Here is a 17,624-nt window from a genome sequence, read left to right as displayed (position 1 = left end):
GGCTCACGGGGCCCGGCCCGTGCGACCCCGCGTCAGACGCGGGGTCCTTCGGGACGGGCCCCACGGGCCGCGCAGAGTGCCGTGCCGGCTACGAAGAGTGCGAGACCGGCCGCCCAGGCGGCGTGCTGCGGACCCGGCTGCATGAGCCAGGCCACGACTGTCGCGTTGTTCACACGGGGAGAGGAAGCCGAGAGGTACACGGAGCTGAAGTACAGCGTCGTCGGCATCCAGCTGAGCCGGGCGCCGACCAGCACCGCCCCGCCCGCCGTGATCCCGATGGCACCCAGCGTGTTGCGGACCATCGCCGCCGCGCCGAACTCCTGCGCGTGTCCGGGCACGGCGAGCGCCAGCAGCGCGGCCGAGAGGGCGCTGAGGAACAGCAGGTGGGCCAGGCGCCGGGGCCACCAGCGGCGTACGGCGGTGTCGTCCAGCTCACGGGTGTACGAGTGGAGGCTCGCGCCGGTCGCCGCCGAGGCCAGCAGCGGGGCGAGCGCGACCAGCGGGACCCTGCGGTCCGGGTCGAGGTAGGTGTCCGGACGGCTCGCCATCCACACGGTGAGCAGCCCGGCGCAGGCCAGGGCCGCGAGGGTGGTCGGGATGCCGCGCGAGCGGGAGTACAGGGCCAGGGTGCGGAACCGGTGTCCGGGCGCGGACCGCGTCGGCAGGGAGGTCCGTCGGGCGTTCACAGCGACGGCACCTCGCTCGGCTCGGGGCTGCACTCGGCGGCCGTCGCGAAGTAGCGGCCGAGCCAGGAACGGCGTTCGCCGTCGCTCATCGCGGTGAGGTGCTCGTACGCCTTTTCCTCTGCCCGGTACCACGCGAGCCTCTCCGCGTCCCCCTCCTTCCGTGCCCTCGTCACGTCGTCCGTGCGTATCCGCGCGGACAGGCGGTCCGGGGCCAGCCAGCGCAGTACGGCCTCGTCGGTGACCGCGATCCGGTCCGCGGGCGGCGCCTTGTCACAGTCCCGGCGGACCAGCATCTGGGCCGCCTCCCACGCGTACCGCTGCGGATCGGTCACCTTCCCGCGGACCATGCTCCAGCCGACGGGAGTGAGGTTCGGCAGCTCCGCCTCGTCCCGGTGCGGGGACCGCCACAGGTCCTCGTAGCGGACCGGCAGGTTCTGCACCCCCTTCAGGCGGCCGGTCAGGCCGGACAGAGCCCGGGTCACCTCCGGCAGCATGCCCGGATAGGTGGCGTTGACGCAGATGTCCGGAGTGGTCGAGGTGTCGCACACCTGGCGGTGGGAGAGCGGGTTGTCGCGCAGCAGGCCGTCGCCCGTCTGGACGAGGAGGACGGCGGCGCCGAGAGCGGCCGCGAGCGGCAGCAGCGCGGTGGCCCGGCGGTACGCGGTGAGGGCCAGGACCGCGGCGGCGGCGAGCCCGGCCGCCCACAGGGCCGACACGAGCGGGTACCACCAGACGGCGAGGTCGTAGTCGCCGAGGACGTGGACCATGCAGAACGCGAGGTAGCGGGGGCCGGACCGCTCGATGCCGAGACTGGCGGCGACGTATCCGCCGATCGCGAGCGAGGGAGCGGTCAGCCGGAAGGGGACCGCCCGCCCGGCCGTGTGACCGAGGACCGTGCAGGCGGCGAGCGTGAGGGCGTTCCCGGCGAACACGATGTACGCGGGTCCGCCCGCCGACGCGTATGCCGCGCAGGCCACCAGCGCTCCGGCGACCACCAGGAGATGGGCCGCGACCAGCCAGCCGGCGAGCGGCAGGGCGGCCACCAGGAGCTGGACGAGCGGCGTACGGGCGGTGGAGGAGCGCAGTTCCGTCATCCGGCGTCTGCGTTCCCTGCCGCCCTGCCAGCCGCCCGCGGCCAGCGCGAACGGTACGCCGATCACGGCGGCGGCGGTGGTCAGCGTCTCCGTCGTCTCCCCCCAGCTCCCCTGCCACTGGTCCGCCTTGGCGGCCACGACCCAGGCGAGGGCGAGCAGCAGTCCGGTGCCCGCCCAGGGTGCGAAGCCCCGCAGCCACTCGGCGCGCAGGGGGTGCGGCGCGGAACGGGGGCTGCGAGCGGGCCGGCCGTCCGGCCGCGGGATCCCGTGGCCGTCCTGGCCGGGCCCGTGCTGTACGGCGTCCGGCTGGGTGTGGGCGCTCATCGGCCCGCCCCCGTCGCCGCGCGGTGGCCGCGCAGGGCCGCCGTGTAACCGCGTTCGATGGCGTTGCCGTCGGACTCGTGGCCGTCCGCGCCGAGTGCGGCCAGCGAGCGGGGCGTGCCGCGGTAGGCGACCTGCCCGGCTTCGAGCAGCGTCACCTCCGTGCAGGCCGCGGCCACGTCCTCGACCAGGTGGGTGGAGACGATCACGGTGGCGGTGCGGCCCAGTTCCCGCAGCAGCGCGCGGAACTCGACGCGCTGTTCCGGGTCGAGGCCCGCGGTGGGCTCGTCGAGGAGCAGCACACGGGGGTCGTTCACGATGGCCTGCGCGATGCCGACGCGCCGGATCATGCCGCCCGACAGGGTCTTGACCTTGGCGTCGATGCGGTCGGCGAGGCCGACGCGGGTCACGGCCCGTTCGACCGCGGCGTCGGCCCCGGCCCCCGGCAGTTCCTTCAGCCAGGCCACGTAGGCGACGAACTCCCGCACCGTGAAGCCCGGGTAGTACCCGAAGTCCTGCGGCAGATAGCCCAGTTCGCGGCGGACCGCGCCGCGCTCGCGGTGGCCGCGAAGGCCGCTGCCGAGCAGCTCCACCCGGCCCGCGGTGGGCTCCGCGACGGTCGCGAGGACGCGGACGAGGGAGGTCTTGCCCGCGCCGTTGGGGCCGAGCAGACCGTGGACGCCGAGCCCGAAGTCGAGGTCGACACCGTCCAGGGCGGTGGTCCTGCGATGCCGGACCGTCAGCCCGCAGGCCCGCACGGCGGCGTCCCCCGAGCCGTTCCGTTCGTGTCCGGCCGGGGCTGCCGAGTGGTGCTCGGCGCCGCCGAAGGGCGGTACCGCGGTTGTGTCGTGCCTGTTCACATCGTCTCCAGACGGTCGTACGCGGTGCGGCGCGCGGCGAGGAGCAGGGCGCACAGCACGGTCGCCGCCGCCCAGCCGCCCTGCGAGGGGGCGCCGGTGAAGTAGAGGGAGAGCTGCTCGGTGAGACCGGCCGTCAGACCGGTGCCGGTGGACACGAGGAGGGGAGCCGAGACGGCGAGCAGCCACCCGCCGCCGACCACCGCCGTCGCGGTACGGCAGCCCAGGTATCCCGAGAGGACGAGCGATGCCAGGGTCAGGGCCAGCCCCGGCAGCAGCCAGCCGGCCGTCGCGGGTCCCGCCGGCAACCGCGGGCCGGCGGACGGCAGGAGCAGCCCCGCCACCGTCAGCGACGGCGCGCTGACCGCCAGCACGGCGGCCGTCCGCGTCAGCAGGAGGCGCAGCCCGCCCGAGGGAGTCGACGCGGCGATCTCGTGGAGCGGATCGGCGTGCCGGCCGTAGGAGAGGGCGACCCCGGCCACCGGGACGACGGGAGCGAGCGCCAGCAGCAGGGGTCGTGCCCCCGCCCAGCCGCCCCCGTACGCGAGGGCGACGGCGCCCAGGGCGACGAGCACCACGGCCCCGGCCCAGGTCCCGCGCACGGCGGGGCCCGCGGCCCAGAGGATCCGGGTGAGCCGCCCCCCGAAGGCCCGCGCGGCCCTCGGCGGCGCCGGAGCGCGGTCCGGCGCGGGTACGGCCGCGGGAGCCGTGCGGACCCGGGCGGCCAGGACGGCCGCGGCGGCCGGTGCCGGTTCGGGCGCGGCCGTCAGGACCGCGGCGCGGATGTCCGCCAGCACCGGCCCCGCCGCGCCCGCCCGCACCGCGTGCGAGACGCGCACGGCGCACCGCCCGCAGTGCTCCAGGTGCTTCTCCAGGGACCAGGCGTCCGTCTCCGCGAGGGAACCGTCCGCGTAGCGGGTGACGAGGTCGTCGGGGGCGTGCCAACCGGTCATGCCGGGCCTCCCAGCGGGGACGGGGCCAGGGTCGGACGCGTACGGGCGCCCTGGGGCGGGTTCAACTGGGCGAGGGCCTTGCGGAGCTCGGCGCGGGCGCGCAGGGCGCGGGTCTTGACCGTGCCCTCGGGTATGCCGAGGAGCCGGGCGGCCTCGCGCGTGGTCAGCCCGTCGACGACCGTGGCCCTCAACACCTCGCGCAGTTCGGGGGAGATGCGGTCCAGCGCCGTGCCCACGTCGCCGAACTCGAGCCCCGCCAGGACGCGGTCCTCGGCGGACGGCGCGGGCGGCGGCACCGCGTACTCCACGCGGTCCGCCCGCTCCTGGACCCGCCGCGCGTCCACCAGACGCCGTGCGGCGATGGTCCACAGCCAGCCGCCGGCCTCCGTGCCCCGGTGGCCGCCCGCCGACCGCCACACCGTCACGAAGGTGTCCTGCAGCACCTCGCGCACGGTCTCGGGGTCGGCGCAGCGCCGGGTCAGCCGTGCGTGCAGCCAGCCGGCGTGCCGGTCGTACAGTGCGGCCATCGCCGCCGAGTCGCCGTCCGAGACGGCCCGCAGCAGCGCCGCGTCCGAATCGTCCTCCCGGTGGCCCCCTCGGGGGCGGAACAGTCTCACACCCCGTCTATCGACGGCTCGGGGGCGGTCGGTTCACGGCGCGGCGGATTCCTGTCCGTCGGCCGCCTCCGCGACCGCGTACGCCTCCGCCGACCACAGCGAGTACCCGTACGCCGTGGCCCGCCGGATGCCCTGGACGCGTACGTAGCGGACGTCGTGTTCGTCGAAGCGGAGGGACTCCCGGCCGCCGCGGCTGTCGTTCACCGTGGTCGCGGTGCGCCACACGCGTCCGTCGGCGGAGACCTGGACGCGGTACGCCGAGGGGTGGGCGTCCTGCCAGCTCAGCACGAGCCGGCCGAGGCGTACGGGCTCGGCGAACTGCACCTGCCACCAGGCGCCGTCGTCGACGGGGGAGGACCAGCGGGTCGACGGGTCGCCGTCGCCGGCCGCCGAGGCCGGGAAGTCGGGGGTCTCGTCGGCGGACGAGGAGGCCGTGCCGGTGCGGGCCAGGTCGGGGCCCGCCGTGCGCGGGAAGGCGCGGACGGTCAGGGTGCGGGTCTCGGCACCGAAGGAGACCGTCACCTCGTACGTGCCCGACGGCGTCCCCGGCGGGACCGTGACCTCCACGGGGCTGTCCACGACGGCGCCGCGCGCCAGGGTCGGCGACGGCTGCGCGACCTTGACCTGGATGCCCTTCGGCGCCCGCGCGGTCAGTTCCCCGCTGAAGCCGGTGGGACGCAGCGACCTCAGCCGGGCCGTGATCCGCTCGGTGCCGCCGATCTCCACGTCCGCCGTGGAGCGGTCCAGGTCGAGTGCCGCGGCGGGGGTGTCGGCGAACCAGGGCACGAGATGGCGGACCTGGGACCGCTGCGGGCCGACGACCCGCAGTGCCTCCACGCGCACGCCCATGATGCCGATCTGCGCGGCGCCGATCTCCGTCGCGCCCCCGGCGTCGAGGTCGCCGAGATAGCGCCAGCCCTCGCCCGGGACGTACGCCTCCACGAAGCCCCTCGTGCCGGGGTCGGTGAGCACGCTCACGTCGGTGAGGACGCGGGGCCGCGGGAGCAGGACGACACGGCCGTCCCGTCCGGTGCCGTCCCCGGGCGTGGCGTCGCCCTTCCCGGCCTCGCCTTCGTCCGCGCCGTCGCCCCCGCCCGTGTCCCCGGTCGCGCCGTCGCCGGTCCCCGTGCCGCCGTCCCCCGTCGTCCCGGGGTTCTGCGGGGCGCCGTGGCCGGAGGAGGACTCGTTGCCGAGGCCCGCCCACTGCTCGTACGCCGTGCGGGCCCGCGTCAGGAACGGGTCCAGCACGCCCGTGCCGACGCTCACCTCGCTCGCGGCGAGCTCGGTGCGCAGCCGGTCCAGCGCCCGGTACGCCGTCCACGCCGCCGTCGCGTCCCCCTTCGACTGGGCGTCGAGCAGCGCGACGGCCGTCTCACCGGCCTCGCCGTAGCGGGCCAACTGCTCGGTCCAGGGCTGCACTTCGGTGGCGATCGGACGGCCCGCCAGCCGCTCGGGCGTCTCGCGCATCACCGCGAACGCCGCGCGCAGCCGCTCGCCCGCCCGGTCGGCCGCGGCCCGGTCCGCGGTCGTGCGCGCCTGCCAGAACGCCTCCATGAGCGGGCGCAGGTACGCCGACTCCTCGCCGCCGAGGACGGAGGACGTCTCGTTCCCGGCCAGCGCGCGCAGCGCGTCCGCGCCGCGGGCGTCGTCGCCCGCGAGATCCTCGATCGCGGCCTCCCAGGACTCCTGGGGCCGGTAGTCCCGCGGGTTCCACGCGTAGTCGGCCGCCGTGAACAGCGGGATGCGGGAGGCCTCCGCCTGGGGCATCGCGTTCGCCAGCAGAGCCGCCGAACCCGTGGCCACGGCCGGATCGCGCCCCTGGTAGGGGCCGAGGAACACCCGGTCCTGCGCGTAGTCGTTGACGGGGTAGTTGTCCATGGTGACGAGCGGGTGGTCGCCGAACACCGTGCGGGTGCGCGCCAGTTCGCCGCCGGTGATGGTCCTCGGCACGACACCGATGCCGGTCCAGGCGACCTCGACGTTCTCGTCCAGGGCGCGCGCCAGCCGCCGGCGGTAGTCGGTCGAACCGTCCTCGTAGTACTCCGTCGGCATCAGGGACAGCGCGGCCACGTCCGGGTGGCGGGCGGTGAGATGCCGGGCCACGGCGTTCGCCACCCGCGCCTGTGCCCTCGCCGCCGCCTCGGAACCGGAGCCGAAGGCGTCCGCGTCCGCCCCGCAGTGCCACTCGGTGTAACTGACGTCCTGGAACTGCAGCTGGAAGGACCGGAACCCGAGCGCCCACATGGCGTCGAGCTTGCGCGTCAGCGCCTTCACATCGGCGTCCGAGGAGAAGCACATCGCCTGCCCGGGGGCCACCGCCCAGGTCAGCGTGACGTGGTTGCGGCGCGCCCGCTCCGCCAGGTCCCGGAAGCGGGCGCGCTCCCCGGCCGGGTACGGCTCACGCCAGCGCGCCTGCCGGAAGAGGTCGTCGCCGGGCGCGTAGACATAGCGGTTCTGCTTGGTCCTGCCCATGAAGTCCAGCTGCGCGAGGCGCTGTTCGGGGGTCCACGGGCTGCCGTAGAACCCCTCGGTGACACCCCGTACGGCGGTGCCGGGCCAGTCCCGGACGACGGCACCGGCGATCCGGCCGTCGGTGCCGAGCAGCCCGCGCAGCGTCTGCACCGCGTGGAACAGGCCGTCCTCGCCGACCCCCGCGAGGGCGACGGTGTCCCGGCCGTCGGCGCGGCCGACGGCCAGCCGGTAGCCGCCGGAGGGGAGGTCGTCACGGGGCGCCGCACCGAGCGCGGTGAGCGCCCGCTCCAGGGAGCCCGACGCGGCGCGCGCGGCGCCGAAGGACCCCGCGCCCCGCCCGCCGGTGTTCGCCGGGTCCGTGCCCAGACGTACCACCAGGGCGTGCGCCGGGAGCGCGTCACCGTCACGCGCCGTCGTGATCGTGCGCGCGCCGGCCTGCCGCAGCAGCGCGCGCAACGCCTCGAGGGCGTACGGGTCGAGGTCGTCGTCCGGGCCGTTCGCGTCGATGCCCACGCCGGGGGCGTACGGCGTCAGGGGCACGCCCGGGGAGTACGCGCCGGACACGGAGCCGGACCGCGCGCCGGCGGCCGGACCGAAGGCCGCCTCCGGTGCCGGGGTGACCAGGACGACCTCGTCCGTGACCGTGACCGGAGTGCCGTTCGCGCGCAGTGACTGCGGGCGGGGCCAGACGGCGGGCACCGCGCTCCCGGTGGGCTCGTCCGCCGAGGCCGCCGGGCCGTGCGGCGCCGCGACGGCCGCGGGAGCCGTGGCGAACGCGCTCGCGACCACGGCGAACGCGAGTGCGGCCGCTCCTTTTCCACGCCCGAGTCGCACGGTTCCCCCTCGTAGCCCACCGTTCCGGCGGCGGCGCCGGTTGGCGTCCGAGCCCACCATTCGGGTGGTGAGGGTGTCAACGAGAGTGGCCGAAGTGCGAGGATTGCCCCAGCCTGGAGGCGCGGCCAGGGTATGCGGGACGGCGACGGACTGTGACCAGAAGCACGTTGTCCGTCCGGGTGCGTCTGCTCTCGCGCCCACGGGGTAGGGCTGCGGTGACCGCCCGGGGCATCCGTTTCCGGCACGAACCACCGGAATGCCCCCGGCCGCCGCATCCGACCTCGACAAGGAGGCCCCCGTGGCCGCATCGGCACACCTTCTCCTCACGGCCCTGTCCGAACGCGCGGCCGGGCCGTCCGTCCCCGGCCCGCGCGCGGGCCGCGCGTCCGCCGAGCCCGAGGGCGCCGACCCGGGGCCGTCCGGCTCGGAGGGCGTCTGCTCGGCGGCGCCACTGACCAGCGAACCCCCGCTGCCCGACGCCGAGCCGCTGACCAGTGAGCCACCGCTCGCGGACGCCGCGCACCTGACGAGCGAGCCCACCTCGGCCGGCGCCGCGTCGGGGGTCTGATGGCACCCACCGGGCCCGCCGACCCGCCGCGGACGGCCTCGGAGCCGGCCCCGCGGACGCCCCTGTCCCGGCTCGCCGAACTGCACGGCGTCGCCCCCGCCTACAGTCCCTCCCCGGGCCGCACGGTCACGGCCCCCGACACCGCGCTCGTGGCGATCCTGGCGGCCCTCGGCGTCGACGCGAGCACCCCGGACGCCGTCCGGGACGCCCTCGCGCTGCACGACGCCGAGACGGCGCAACGGCTGCTGCCGCCGACCCTGGTGTGCTGGGGCGGTCTCGTCCCCGCCCCGCTCGCCGCACTGCCGGACGGCACCCGCCTGCGGATCACCACCGAACAGGGCGAGTCGCGGACCTCGGCCGACCGGCTCCCGCCCGGCGTCCACAGGCTGCGGGCCACCGCCCCCGACGGCCGCGCCGCCGACACCCACCTCGTCGTCGCCCCCGCCCGGCTGCCCGCGCCGCCCGGCCGCGCCCACGGCCTGCTCGTCCAGCTCTACTCCCTGCTCTCCCGCCGCTCCTGGGGCATGGGAGACCTCGGTGACCTCGCCGAGCTGACCGCCTGGGCGGGGCGGGCACTGGGTGCCGGATTCGTCCAGGTCAACCCGCTGCACGCGGCCGTACCCGGTGACCCCACCGACCCCTCCCCGTACCGGCCCTCCTCCCGCCGCTTCCCCGACCCGGTGCACCTGCGCGTCGAGGACGTCCCCGAGTACCCGTACGCCGAGGACCAGGGCCGGCTGTCCGCGCTGCTGGAGCGCGCCGAACGGCTGCGCGACGCCGTACTGCGCAAGGGCGCGCTGATCGACCGCGACGCCGTGTGGGACCTCAAGCGCGAGGCGCTCGAAATGGTGTGCGCCGTACCGCTCGGGCCCGGACGGCAGGCCGCGTACGCCGACTTCCTCGCCGAGGAGGGCCGGGCGCTGGAGGACCACGCCACCTGGTGCGCGCTCGCCGAGGTGCACGGCTCCGACTGGCGGAAGTGGCCCGTGGCGCTGCGCGATCCCCGCTCGCGGGCGACCGTCCGCGCCCGGGGCGAACTGGCGGCCCGCGTCGACTTCCACAGCCGGCTCGCCTGGCTCACCGAGGCCCAGCTCGCCCGCGCCCAGCGCTCCGCGCGCGACGCGGGCATGGCCGTCGGGCTCGTGCACGACCTCGCCGTCGGCGTCCACCCCGACGGAGCCGACGCCTGGGCCCAGCAGGAGTACTTCGCGGCCGGCATGTCCGTCGGCGCGCCCCCGGACGCCTTCAACGCCCGCGGCCAGGACTGGGGTCTGCCGCCCTGGCGCCCCGACCGGCTCGCCGCCTGCGGGTACGCCCCCTACCGCCGGCTGCTGCGCGCGCTCCTGCGGCACACCGGCGCCCTGCGCATCGACCACGTCATGGGCCTGTTCCGGCTCTGGTGGATCCCTCAGGGCGAGCCGCCCACCGAGGGCTCGTACGTCCGCCACGACGCCGAGGCGATGCTCGCGATCCTCGTCCTGGAGGCCTCGCGGGCCGGAGCGCTGGTGATCGGCGAGGACCTCGGCACCGTCGAACCCGGCGTGCGCGAGGCGCTCCAGGAACGCGGAGTGCTCGGCACCTCGGTGCTGTGGTTCGAACGCGACTGGGACGGGGACGGCCTGCCCCTGCCGCCCGACGGCTGGCGTGCCGACTGTCTGGCCACCGCCACCACCCACGACCTGCCGTCCACCGCGGCCCGGTTCACCGGCGAGCACGTCGAACTCCGCGACCGGCTCGGCCTGTCGACCCGCCCCCTCGACGAGGAACGGGCGGACGCCGCCGCGGACGTCCGGGAGTGGCTGGCGCTGCTCTCCCGGCTCGGTCTGCTGCGCGGCCCGAGCGGCGGGTCCCCGGCCTCGGCGGAGGAGGCCGAGATCCAGGCCGTGCACCGCTTCCTGCTGCGCACCCCGGCCCGGCTGGTCGGTATCTGGCTCCCGGACACCGTCGGCGACCGCCGCCCGCAGAACCTTCCGGGCACCTGGGACGAGTACCCCAACTGGCGTCTGCCCATCGCCGACGCGGAGGGCCGCCCGGTGACCCTGGAGGAGCTGGCCGCCTCGCCCCGGCTGCACGCCCTGATCGACGTGGTCCGGGCGGAGAGCGGCCCTTCCGGAGGGCCCGGGAGTCCCCCGGAACCCCCGCGCCGGGCCCCGTGACCTTCGTACGGCACCCCCGGGCGCGCGGCCCCGTCGGGTGTTCGCTACGTTTGCACCGTGGACAAGAAGAACGCTCTGCGCGCCGGTGCCCTGGCGGCCGGTACGACGCTGATGATGCTGCTCATGTCGTCCCCCGCGCTCGCGCTGACCCGCGACGACGGCGACGACCCCGGCTCCGGCCTGAGCGTGATCGAGACGCTCGGCCTCTACGTCGTGCTGCCGATCGCCCTGTTCGCGGGCATCACCGCTCTCGTGATGGTCCTCGACAAGTCCCACAAGCAGCCGAAGCAGGGCTGAGCGCCCCTCGCTCCACCGACTCTCCGAAGGGGGAGTCCCCGCACCGACCGGCGCGGGGACTCCCCCTTCGCGCTCCCGACGACACCCCGCCCCGGGCAAGCTCCCGGCTTTCGGCCCGTCGCGGAGACACCCCGCCCCGGGTGAGTCCCCCGTCCTTCCGCCCGTCCCGGCGCACCCGCCGCGGGTGGATCCGGCCCGGCTTTCCACCCGTCCCGGCTTTCCGCCCGTCCCGGGAGGGCCGCCCCGCTCCTCCGCCCGTTCCCGTGCACCGCGCTGTGGGTGAGCCGCCCTGGTCTGCCCCTCGCCTGTCCCGGCGCAGCCCGTCCCGGGTGGATCCGGCCCGGGCTTTCCGCCCGTCCCGGGAGGGGCGCCCCGCTCCTCCGCCCGTTCCCGTGTACCGCGCCGTGGGTGAGCCGCCCTGGTCTGCCCCTCGCCTGTCCCGGCGCAGCCCGTCCCGGGTGGATCCGGCCCGGCTTTCCGGCCGTCCCGGGAGGGGCGCCCCGGCCTGCACCTCGCCCGGCCCGGCGCACCCCGTTCCGGGTGAGCCGCCCGGTCCTCCGGTCGTCCCAAGTCAACCGCCCGTGTCGGGCCTTCGCTCGTTCCGGTTCTCCCGGTGCGGCGCCGTCGGGCGGCGCCGCACCGGCGGGTCCGGTCAGGCCACGATCTCCCCACGGTTCGGCGCGTTCTCCACGGCAGCCGCGGCCGGCCGACGGGTATGGGCATCAGGAGGAGGCCGTCATGACCGGCGACACGCACGCACCCCGCACCACGACCGCACCCGGCACCGCCACCCCGCGTCAGGTGGCCGTCGTCGGCTCGGGCCCGACCGGCCTGCTGCTGGCCGGCGACCTCGCCGCTGCCGGCGTTCCGGTCACCCTCGTCGAGAAGCGCCCCCGCGGGATCAGCAATCTCTCCCGCGCCTTCGTCCTGCACGCCCGCACGCTGGAGCAGTTCGACGCCCGCGGGCTCGCCGACGCCCTGGAGCGCAAGGGCGAGGCCCTCGACCGCGTCCGGCTCTTCGGCTCCCTCGCGCTCGCGCTGGACACACTGCCCTCCCGCTTCAACCACCTCCTGGTGATTCCGCAGTACGAGGTGGAGGAGGCGCTGCTGCACCGGGCGGAGGACGCCGGGGTGCGGTTCCGGTACGGGACGGAGGCCACCGGACTGCGGCAGGACGCGGACGGGGTGACGCTCGAGGTCCGCGGCCCGGACGGCGGGCCGAACGAGCTGAGGGCCGACTACGTCGTCGGGACGGACGGAATGCGCAGCGCGGTGCGGACGGCGATCGGGCTGCCGTTCCCCGGACGGTCGGTCATCCGGTCCGTCGTGCTCGCGGACGTCCGGCTCGACGAGGAGCCGGAGTCGCTGCTGACCGCCGACGCCGTCGGTGACGCGTTCGCCTTCATCGCCCCCTTCGGCGACGGCTACCACCGCGTGATCGGCTGGCACCGGGGCCGGGACGTCCCGGACGGCGAGCCGCTCGTACTCGACGAGGTCAGGGAGATCGCCCGGCTGGCGCTCGGGCGCGACTACGGCATGCGCGACGCCCGCTGGATGTCCCGTTTCCACAGCGACGAGCGCCAGGTGCCCGCCTATCGCGTGGGCCGGGTCTTCCTCGCGGGCGATGCCGCGCATGTGCACACCCCGGCCGGCGGCCAGGGCATGAACACGGGACTCCAGGACGCGGCGAACCTCGGCTGGAAGCTGGCCGCCGTGTTCCACGGGCAGGTGGACGCGGCCCTGTTGGACACCTACCAGGCCGAACGCCACCCCGTCGGCGCGTCCGTGCTGCGCAGCAGCGGCGGCATCGTGCGCCTCGCGATGGCCAAGTACCCCTGGACGCGCGCGCTGCGCGCGGCGATCACCGCGCTCCTCGGGCATGTCGGCCCCGCGCGCCGCAGGGCGCTCGGCCGGATCACGGGGATCGGATACGCCTACGGGGCACCGCGCGGCGCTCACCGGCTGGCCGGCACGCGCGCCCCCGACTTCGCCCTGACGAGCGGCCGGCTCTACGAGGCCCTGCGGGGCGGGAGGTTCGTCCTGATCGCCCCGCGGGCGCACGAGGCCGGGGAGACCGGGCGGGCCGGGGAACGAGCGGGCCGTCTCGCCGTGGAACGCTGGGCGGGCGAGCGCCGCACCACGGTGCTCGTGCGGCCCGACGGACATGTGGCCTGGGCCGCCGAGTCCCCCGACGCCGCCGCGGTCGAGGCGGCCCTCACCGCCGCCGTGGGAGCCGCGGACGCCACGGCCCGGAGCGACCGGTCCCACCCGGCACCCCCTGACCCCGGCACCCCCTGACCCCGACCCCCCTAGCCCCGGCGCACCTCGTACAGGAAGCAGCCGTACTCCACCGCCCGTACATGGACCAGTGCCACCTCCGGGTCCGCGAACGCCGCCGTGAAGGCCTCGCCGAACGCGTCCGCGGTCTCGACCAGCCGGCCGTCCAGGATGTGGCCCCGGGCCGAATAGCGGCGGACCGTGCGGTGGGCGTTCGTGAACGGGAGGGCGTCCGTGGCCGGGCCCGCGCATTCGTCCGCATGGATGAAGACCGGACCGGTCTCCTCGTACGGGCCCGGCTCGGCGCCCGTCTCCCGCGCCCAGCGGCGCAACGGGGCGTAGGAGACCAGGAGGATGCGCTCGCCGGGCTCGCTGCGGCGCAGGCAGCAGCGCAGCGGGGACCCGCCCTCCTCGTCGGTCGGCGGAACGGGCCGGCGGCCGGCGTCGTCCGTGTCGCGGAGCTCCTTCAGTGCGGCCGGACCGATGGGCCGTGCGGTGTAGGTCGTCATGCCCCAAGGCTCACGCCCGTGACGCCCCGGCACCGGCGGTAAACGGACATCGCGTTCCGTGCGGGTCCCGTGGAAGGATGGCGCAACCCACACATAACGAGGAGATGACCGCGTGCCTGGCACAAACCTGACCCGCGAAGAGGCGCAGCAGCGGGCGAAGCTGCTCACCGTTGACTCGTACGAGGTCGAACTCGACCTCTCCGGCGCGCAGGAGGGCGGCACCTACCGGTCCGTGACCACGGTGCGCTTCGACTCCGCCGAGACCGGCGCGGAGTCCTTCATCGACCTGGTCGCCCCGGCCGTCCACGAAGTCACCCTCAACGGCGACCCGCTCGATGCGGCCGAGGTCTTCGAGGACTCGCGGATCGCGCTGCCCGGCCTCCTGGAGGGGCGCAACGTCCTTCGCGTCGTCGCCGACTGCGCCTACACCAACACCGGTGAGGGCCTGCACCGGTTCGTCGACCCGGTCGACGAGCAGGCCTACCTGTACACCCAGTTCGAGGTGCCCGACGCGCGCCGCGTCTTCGCGTCCTTCGAGCAGCCCGACCTGAAGGCCACCTTCCAGTTCACCGTGAAGGCGCCGACCGGCTGGACGGTCGTCTCCAACTCGCCGACCCCGGAGCCCAAGGACGACGTCTGGGTCTTCGAGCCGACGCCGCGGATCTCGACGTACATCACCGCCCTGATCGTCGGCCCGTACCACTCCGTGCACAGCGTGTACGAGAAGGACGGACAGACCGTCCCGCTCGGCATCTACTGTCGTCCCTCGCTCGCCGAGTTCCTCGACTCGGACGCGATCTTCGAGGTCACCCGGCAGGGCTTCGACTGGTTCCAGGAGAAGTTCGACTACGCCTACCCGTTCGGGAAGTACGACCAGCTCTTCGTGCCCGAGTTCAACGCGGGCGCGATGGAGAACGCGGGCGCGGTCACCATCCGCGACCAGTACGTCTTCCGCTCCAAGGTCACCGACGCCGCCTACGAGCTGCGCGCCGAGACGATCCTGCACGAGCTGGCCCACATGTGGTTCGGCGACCTCGTGACCATGGAGTGGTGGAACGACCTGTGGCTGAACGAGTCGTTCGCCACCTACACCTCCATCGCCTGCCAGGCCTACCACCCCGACAGCCGGTGGCCGCACTCATGGACCACCTTCGCCAACTCCATGAAGACGTGGGCCTACCGGCAGGACCAGCTGCCCTCCACCCACCCGATCATGGCCGAGATCCGCGACCTCGACGACGTGCTCGTCAACTTCGACGGCATCACGTACGCCAAGGGCGCCTCCGTCCTCAAGCAGCTCGTCGCCTACGTCGGCATGGACGAGTTCTTCCGCGGCGTCCAGGCCTACTTCAAGGCCCACGCGTTCGGGAACACCCGCCTGTCCGACCTGCTCGGCGCCCTGGAGGAGACCTCCGGACGCGACCTCGGCACCTGGTCGCAGAAGTGGCTCCAGACCGCCGGCATCAACATCCTGCGCCCGGAGATCGAGACCGGCGCCGACGGCGTCATCACCTCCTTCGCCATCCGCCAGGAGGCCCCGGCCCTGCCCGCCGGCGCCCAGGGCGAGCCGACCCTGCGCCCGCACCGCATCGCGGTCGGCCTGTACGAGCTCGACGCCGACAGCGGCAAGCTCGTCCGGGACGAGCGTGTCGAGCTGGACGTGGACGGTGAGCTGACCGCCGTGCCGCAGCTCACCGGCAAGCGCCGCCCCGCCGTGATCCTGCTCAACGACGACGACCTGTCGTACGCCAAGGTCCGCCTCGACGAGGACTCCCTGGCCTTCGTCACCGAGCACCTCGGCGACTTCGCGTCCTCCCTGCCGCGCGCCCTGTGCTGGGCCTCTGCCTGGGACATGACCCGCGACGCCGAACTCGCCACCCGCGACTACCTCGCGCTGGTGCTGTCCGGCATCGGCAAGGAGTCCGACATCGGTGTCGTGCAGTCGCTGCACCGGCAGGTGAAGCTCGCGATCGAGCTGTACGCCGACCCGGCCGCCCGCGAGGCGCTGCTGACCCGCTGGACGGACGCCACGCTCGCCCACCTGCGCGCGGCCGGGGCCGGCGGCGACCACCAGCTCGCCTGGGCCCGTGCCTTCGCGGCGACCGCCCGCACGCCGGAGCAGCTCGACCTCCTGGAGGCGCTGCTCGAAGGCCGCGAGACCATCGAGGGCCTCGCCGTCGACACCGAGCTGCGCTGGGCGTTCGTGCAGCGGCTCGCGGCCGTCGGACGCTTCGACGAGGCGGAGATCGCCGCCGAGTACGAGCGGGACAAGACCGCCGCCGGTGAGCGGCACGCGGCCACCGCCCGCGCCGCCCGTCCCACCGAGGAGGCGAAGGCGGAGGCGTGGGCCTCGGTCGTCGAGTCCGACAAGCTCCCGAACGCCGTGCAGGAAGCGGTCATCGGCGGCTTCGTCCAGGCCGACCAGCGCGAGCTGCTCGCCCCGTACACGGACAAGTACTTCTCCGTGGTCAAGGAGATCTGGGACACCCGCTCGCACGAGATCGCGCAGCAGATCGCGACCGGTCTCTACCCGGGCGTCCACATCGCCGAGGAGACCCTCGCCAAGACGGACGCGTGGCTGGCCTCGGCCGAGCCCAACGCGGCCCTCAGGCGGCTCGTCTCGGAGTCCCGCTCCGGCGTCGAGCGCGCCCTGAAGGCGCAGGCGGCCGACGCGGCGGCGACGACCGCCTAGGCACGCCCGGGCGGCGACCGCCCGGGCACGTGGAACCCCGAGGGGGCGGGGCACCGGCCGGTGCCCCGCCCCCTTCGGCGTGCGGTGGATCGGGGTGTCAGCCCTCGTTCAGCTCTGCCGCCACCAGCTCCGCGATCTGGACCGCGTTCAGCGCGGCACCCTTGCGGAGGTTGTCGTTGGAGATGAACAGCGCGAGGCCGTGCTCGGCGGTCTCGTCCTGCCGGATGCGCCCGACGTACGAGGCGTCCTTGCCGGCGGCCTGCAGCGGCGTCGGGATGTCGGAGAGGACGACACCCGGGGCGCCCGCGAGGAGCTCGGTGGCGCGCTCGACGGAGACCGGGCGGGCGAAGCGGGCGTTCACCTGCAGGGAGTGGCCGGAGAAGACCGGGACACGGACACAGGTGCCGGAGACCTTGAGGGCCGGGATCTCCAGGATCTTGCGGGACTCGTTGCGCAGCTTCTGCTCCTCGTCCGTCTCGTTCAGACCGTCGTCGACGATCGAACCCGCGAGGGGGAGCACGTTGAAGGCGATGGGGCGCTTGTAGACCTGCGGCTCGGGGAAGTCGACCGCCTCGCCGTCGTGGGTCAGCCGGTCGGCATCGCCGACGACCTTCAGGGCCTGGCCGTGCAGCTCCGCCACACCGGCGACGCCCGAGCCGGACACCGCCTGGTAGGTGGCGACGATCAGGGCTTCGAGGCCCGCCTCCTCGTGCAGCGGCTTCAGGACCGGCATCGCGGCCATCGTCGTGCAGTTCGGGTTGGCGATGATGCCCTTGGGACGGTCCGCGATCGCGTGCGGGTTCACCTCGGAGACGACGAGCGGGACCTCGGGGTCCTTGCGCCAGGCGGAGGAGTTGTCGATCACGACCGCGCCCTGGGAGGCGACCTTCTCGGCCAGCGCCTTGGAGGTGGCGCCGCCCGCCGAGAACAGCACGATGTCCAGGCCCGAGTAGTCCGCCGTGGAAGCGTCCTCCACCGTGACCCCGTCGACGACCGTCCCGGCCGAACGGGCCGAGGCGAACAGACGCAGTTCGTCGACCGGGAAGTCCCGCTCGACGAGGATCTGGCGCATGGCTGTGCCGACCATACCGGTGGCTCCGACGATTCCGACCCTCACGGCGACTCCCTTGACGTGCGTTCTACGTGGTCCAGCGCTTCCATCATGCGTCTGACCCGGGTCCACGTGTCCAATCCTTTCGCCGCGCCGCTCAAGGGATGGGACGCCGGGACACGCGCCACGGGACCCCGATCCTGCGGCGTCCGGGCGTCCGGGTACGAAGAAATCGCCCGG

The 17,624-nt window shown here is 74.9% G+C and carries 13 protein-coding genes; 5 read left to right on the top strand and 8 right to left on the bottom strand.

What is annotated here, in order from left to right:
- Positions 1-32: 32 nt before the first annotated feature.
- The 6 genes from ACH4S8_RS12310 to ACH4S8_RS12285 form a co-directional block, all read right to left on the bottom strand.
- The gene (locus tag ACH4S8_RS12310) at positions 33-686 is read right to left on the bottom strand and encodes a hypothetical protein (protein ID WP_398392761.1); all 654 of its coding nucleotides are present in this window, start codon (positions 684-686) and stop codon (positions 33-35) included.
- Positions 683-2,104, bottom strand: coding sequence for a hypothetical protein (locus tag ACH4S8_RS12305; RefSeq protein ID WP_398392759.1), 1,422 nt, complete (start codon positions 2,102-2,104; stop codon positions 683-685). The genes ACH4S8_RS12310 and ACH4S8_RS12305 overlap by 4 nt, the downstream gene beginning before the upstream one ends.
- On the bottom strand, positions 2,101-2,859 hold the full coding sequence (locus tag ACH4S8_RS12300; RefSeq protein WP_398393164.1) for an ABC transporter ATP-binding protein: 759 nt from the start codon (positions 2,857-2,859) through the stop codon (positions 2,101-2,103). Before ACH4S8_RS12300 ends, ACH4S8_RS12305 begins: the two co-directional genes overlap by 4 nt.
- A gap of 98 nt (positions 2,860-2,957) precedes the next feature.
- Entirely contained in the window at positions 2,958-3,911 is a 954-nt protein-coding gene (locus ACH4S8_RS12295) for a zf-HC2 domain-containing protein (protein ID WP_398392757.1), read from the bottom strand.
- Positions 3,908-4,528: an RNA polymerase sigma factor gene (locus ACH4S8_RS12290; protein ID WP_398392755.1), complete on the bottom strand. Its 621-nt coding sequence runs from the start codon at positions 4,526-4,528 to the stop codon at positions 3,908-3,910. The genes ACH4S8_RS12295 and ACH4S8_RS12290 overlap by 4 nt, the downstream gene beginning before the upstream one ends.
- A 33-nt stretch (positions 4,529-4,561) precedes the next feature.
- Positions 4,562-7,834: a beta-N-acetylglucosaminidase domain-containing protein gene (locus ACH4S8_RS12285; RefSeq protein WP_398392753.1), complete on the bottom strand. Its 3,273-nt coding sequence runs from the start codon at positions 7,832-7,834 to the stop codon at positions 4,562-4,564.
- A gap of 298 nt (positions 7,835-8,132) precedes the next feature.
- Here ACH4S8_RS12285 and ACH4S8_RS12280 point away from each other — a divergent pair, with 298 nt between their 5' ends.
- From ACH4S8_RS12280 to ACH4S8_RS12265, 4 genes are all read left to right on the top strand, one after another.
- Positions 8,133-8,402, top strand: coding sequence for a hypothetical protein (locus ACH4S8_RS12280; protein WP_398392751.1), 270 nt, complete (start codon positions 8,133-8,135; stop codon positions 8,400-8,402).
- Positions 8,402-10,558 (top strand): 4-alpha-glucanotransferase, encoded by a 2,157-nt coding sequence (gene malQ, locus ACH4S8_RS12275; protein WP_398392749.1) that lies wholly within the window; start codon positions 8,402-8,404, stop codon positions 10,556-10,558. The genes ACH4S8_RS12280 and malQ overlap by 1 nt, the downstream gene beginning before the upstream one ends.
- Positions 10,559-10,615: 57 nt before the next feature.
- Positions 10,616-10,855, top strand: coding sequence for a hypothetical protein (locus ACH4S8_RS12270; RefSeq protein ID WP_328669148.1), 240 nt, complete (start codon positions 10,616-10,618; stop codon positions 10,853-10,855).
- A 738-nt stretch (positions 10,856-11,593) separates the two neighbouring features.
- The gene (locus ACH4S8_RS12265) at positions 11,594-13,153 is read left to right on the top strand and encodes an FAD-dependent monooxygenase (protein WP_398392746.1); all 1,560 of its coding nucleotides are present in this window, start codon (positions 11,594-11,596) and stop codon (positions 13,151-13,153) included.
- 11 nt (positions 13,154-13,164) lie between these two features.
- On the opposite strand, the gene ACH4S8_RS12260 is transcribed toward ACH4S8_RS12265, so the two are convergent.
- Positions 13,165-13,641: a DUF1203 domain-containing protein gene (locus ACH4S8_RS12260; RefSeq protein WP_398392744.1), complete on the bottom strand. Its 477-nt coding sequence runs from the start codon at positions 13,639-13,641 to the stop codon at positions 13,165-13,167.
- A 112-nt stretch (positions 13,642-13,753) separates the two neighbouring features.
- Between ACH4S8_RS12260 and pepN the strand changes: the two genes are divergently transcribed.
- Positions 13,754-16,333 carry an aminopeptidase N gene (pepN, locus tag ACH4S8_RS12255; protein WP_398392742.1) on the top strand — a complete coding sequence of 860 codons (2,580 nt, stop codon included), beginning with the start codon at positions 13,754-13,756 and terminating at the stop codon, positions 16,331-16,333.
- Positions 16,334-16,430: 97 nt separating this feature from the next.
- Here the strand turns inward: pepN and ACH4S8_RS12250 are convergent, their stop codons facing one another.
- Positions 16,431-17,450: an aspartate-semialdehyde dehydrogenase gene (locus ACH4S8_RS12250; protein ID WP_398392740.1), complete on the bottom strand. Its 1,020-nt coding sequence runs from the start codon at positions 17,448-17,450 to the stop codon at positions 16,431-16,433.
- Positions 17,451-17,624: the final 174 nt, after the last annotated feature.

It is taken from the genome of Streptomyces sp. NPDC021080 (assembly GCF_044333225.1).
Classification (GTDB): Bacteria; Actinomycetota; Actinomycetes; order Streptomycetales; family Streptomycetaceae; genus Streptomyces.
Note: the sequence above shows the minus strand (reverse complement) of the source record. Positions and strands in the feature narration are given on the sequence as shown.

Excerpts from the sequence above, each read along its gene's own strand:
- ACH4S8_RS12295 (WP_398392757.1), bottom strand. The coding sequence starts at position 3,911 with ATGACCGGTTGGCACGCCCCCGACGACCTCGTCACCCGCTACGCGGAC.
- ACH4S8_RS12260 (WP_398392744.1), bottom strand. The coding sequence starts at position 13,641 with ATGACGACCTACACCGCACGGCCCATCGGTCCGGCCGCACTGAAGGAG.
- ACH4S8_RS12265 (WP_398392746.1), top strand. The coding sequence starts at position 11,594 with ATGACCGGCGACACGCACGCACCCCGCACCACGACCGCACCCGGCACC.
- malQ (WP_398392749.1), top strand. The coding sequence starts at position 8,402 with ATGGCACCCACCGGGCCCGCCGACCCGCCGCGGACGGCCTCGGAGCCG.
- ACH4S8_RS12305 (WP_398392759.1), bottom strand. The coding sequence starts at position 2,104 with ATGAGCGCCCACACCCAGCCGGACGCCGTACAGCACGGGCCCGGCCAG.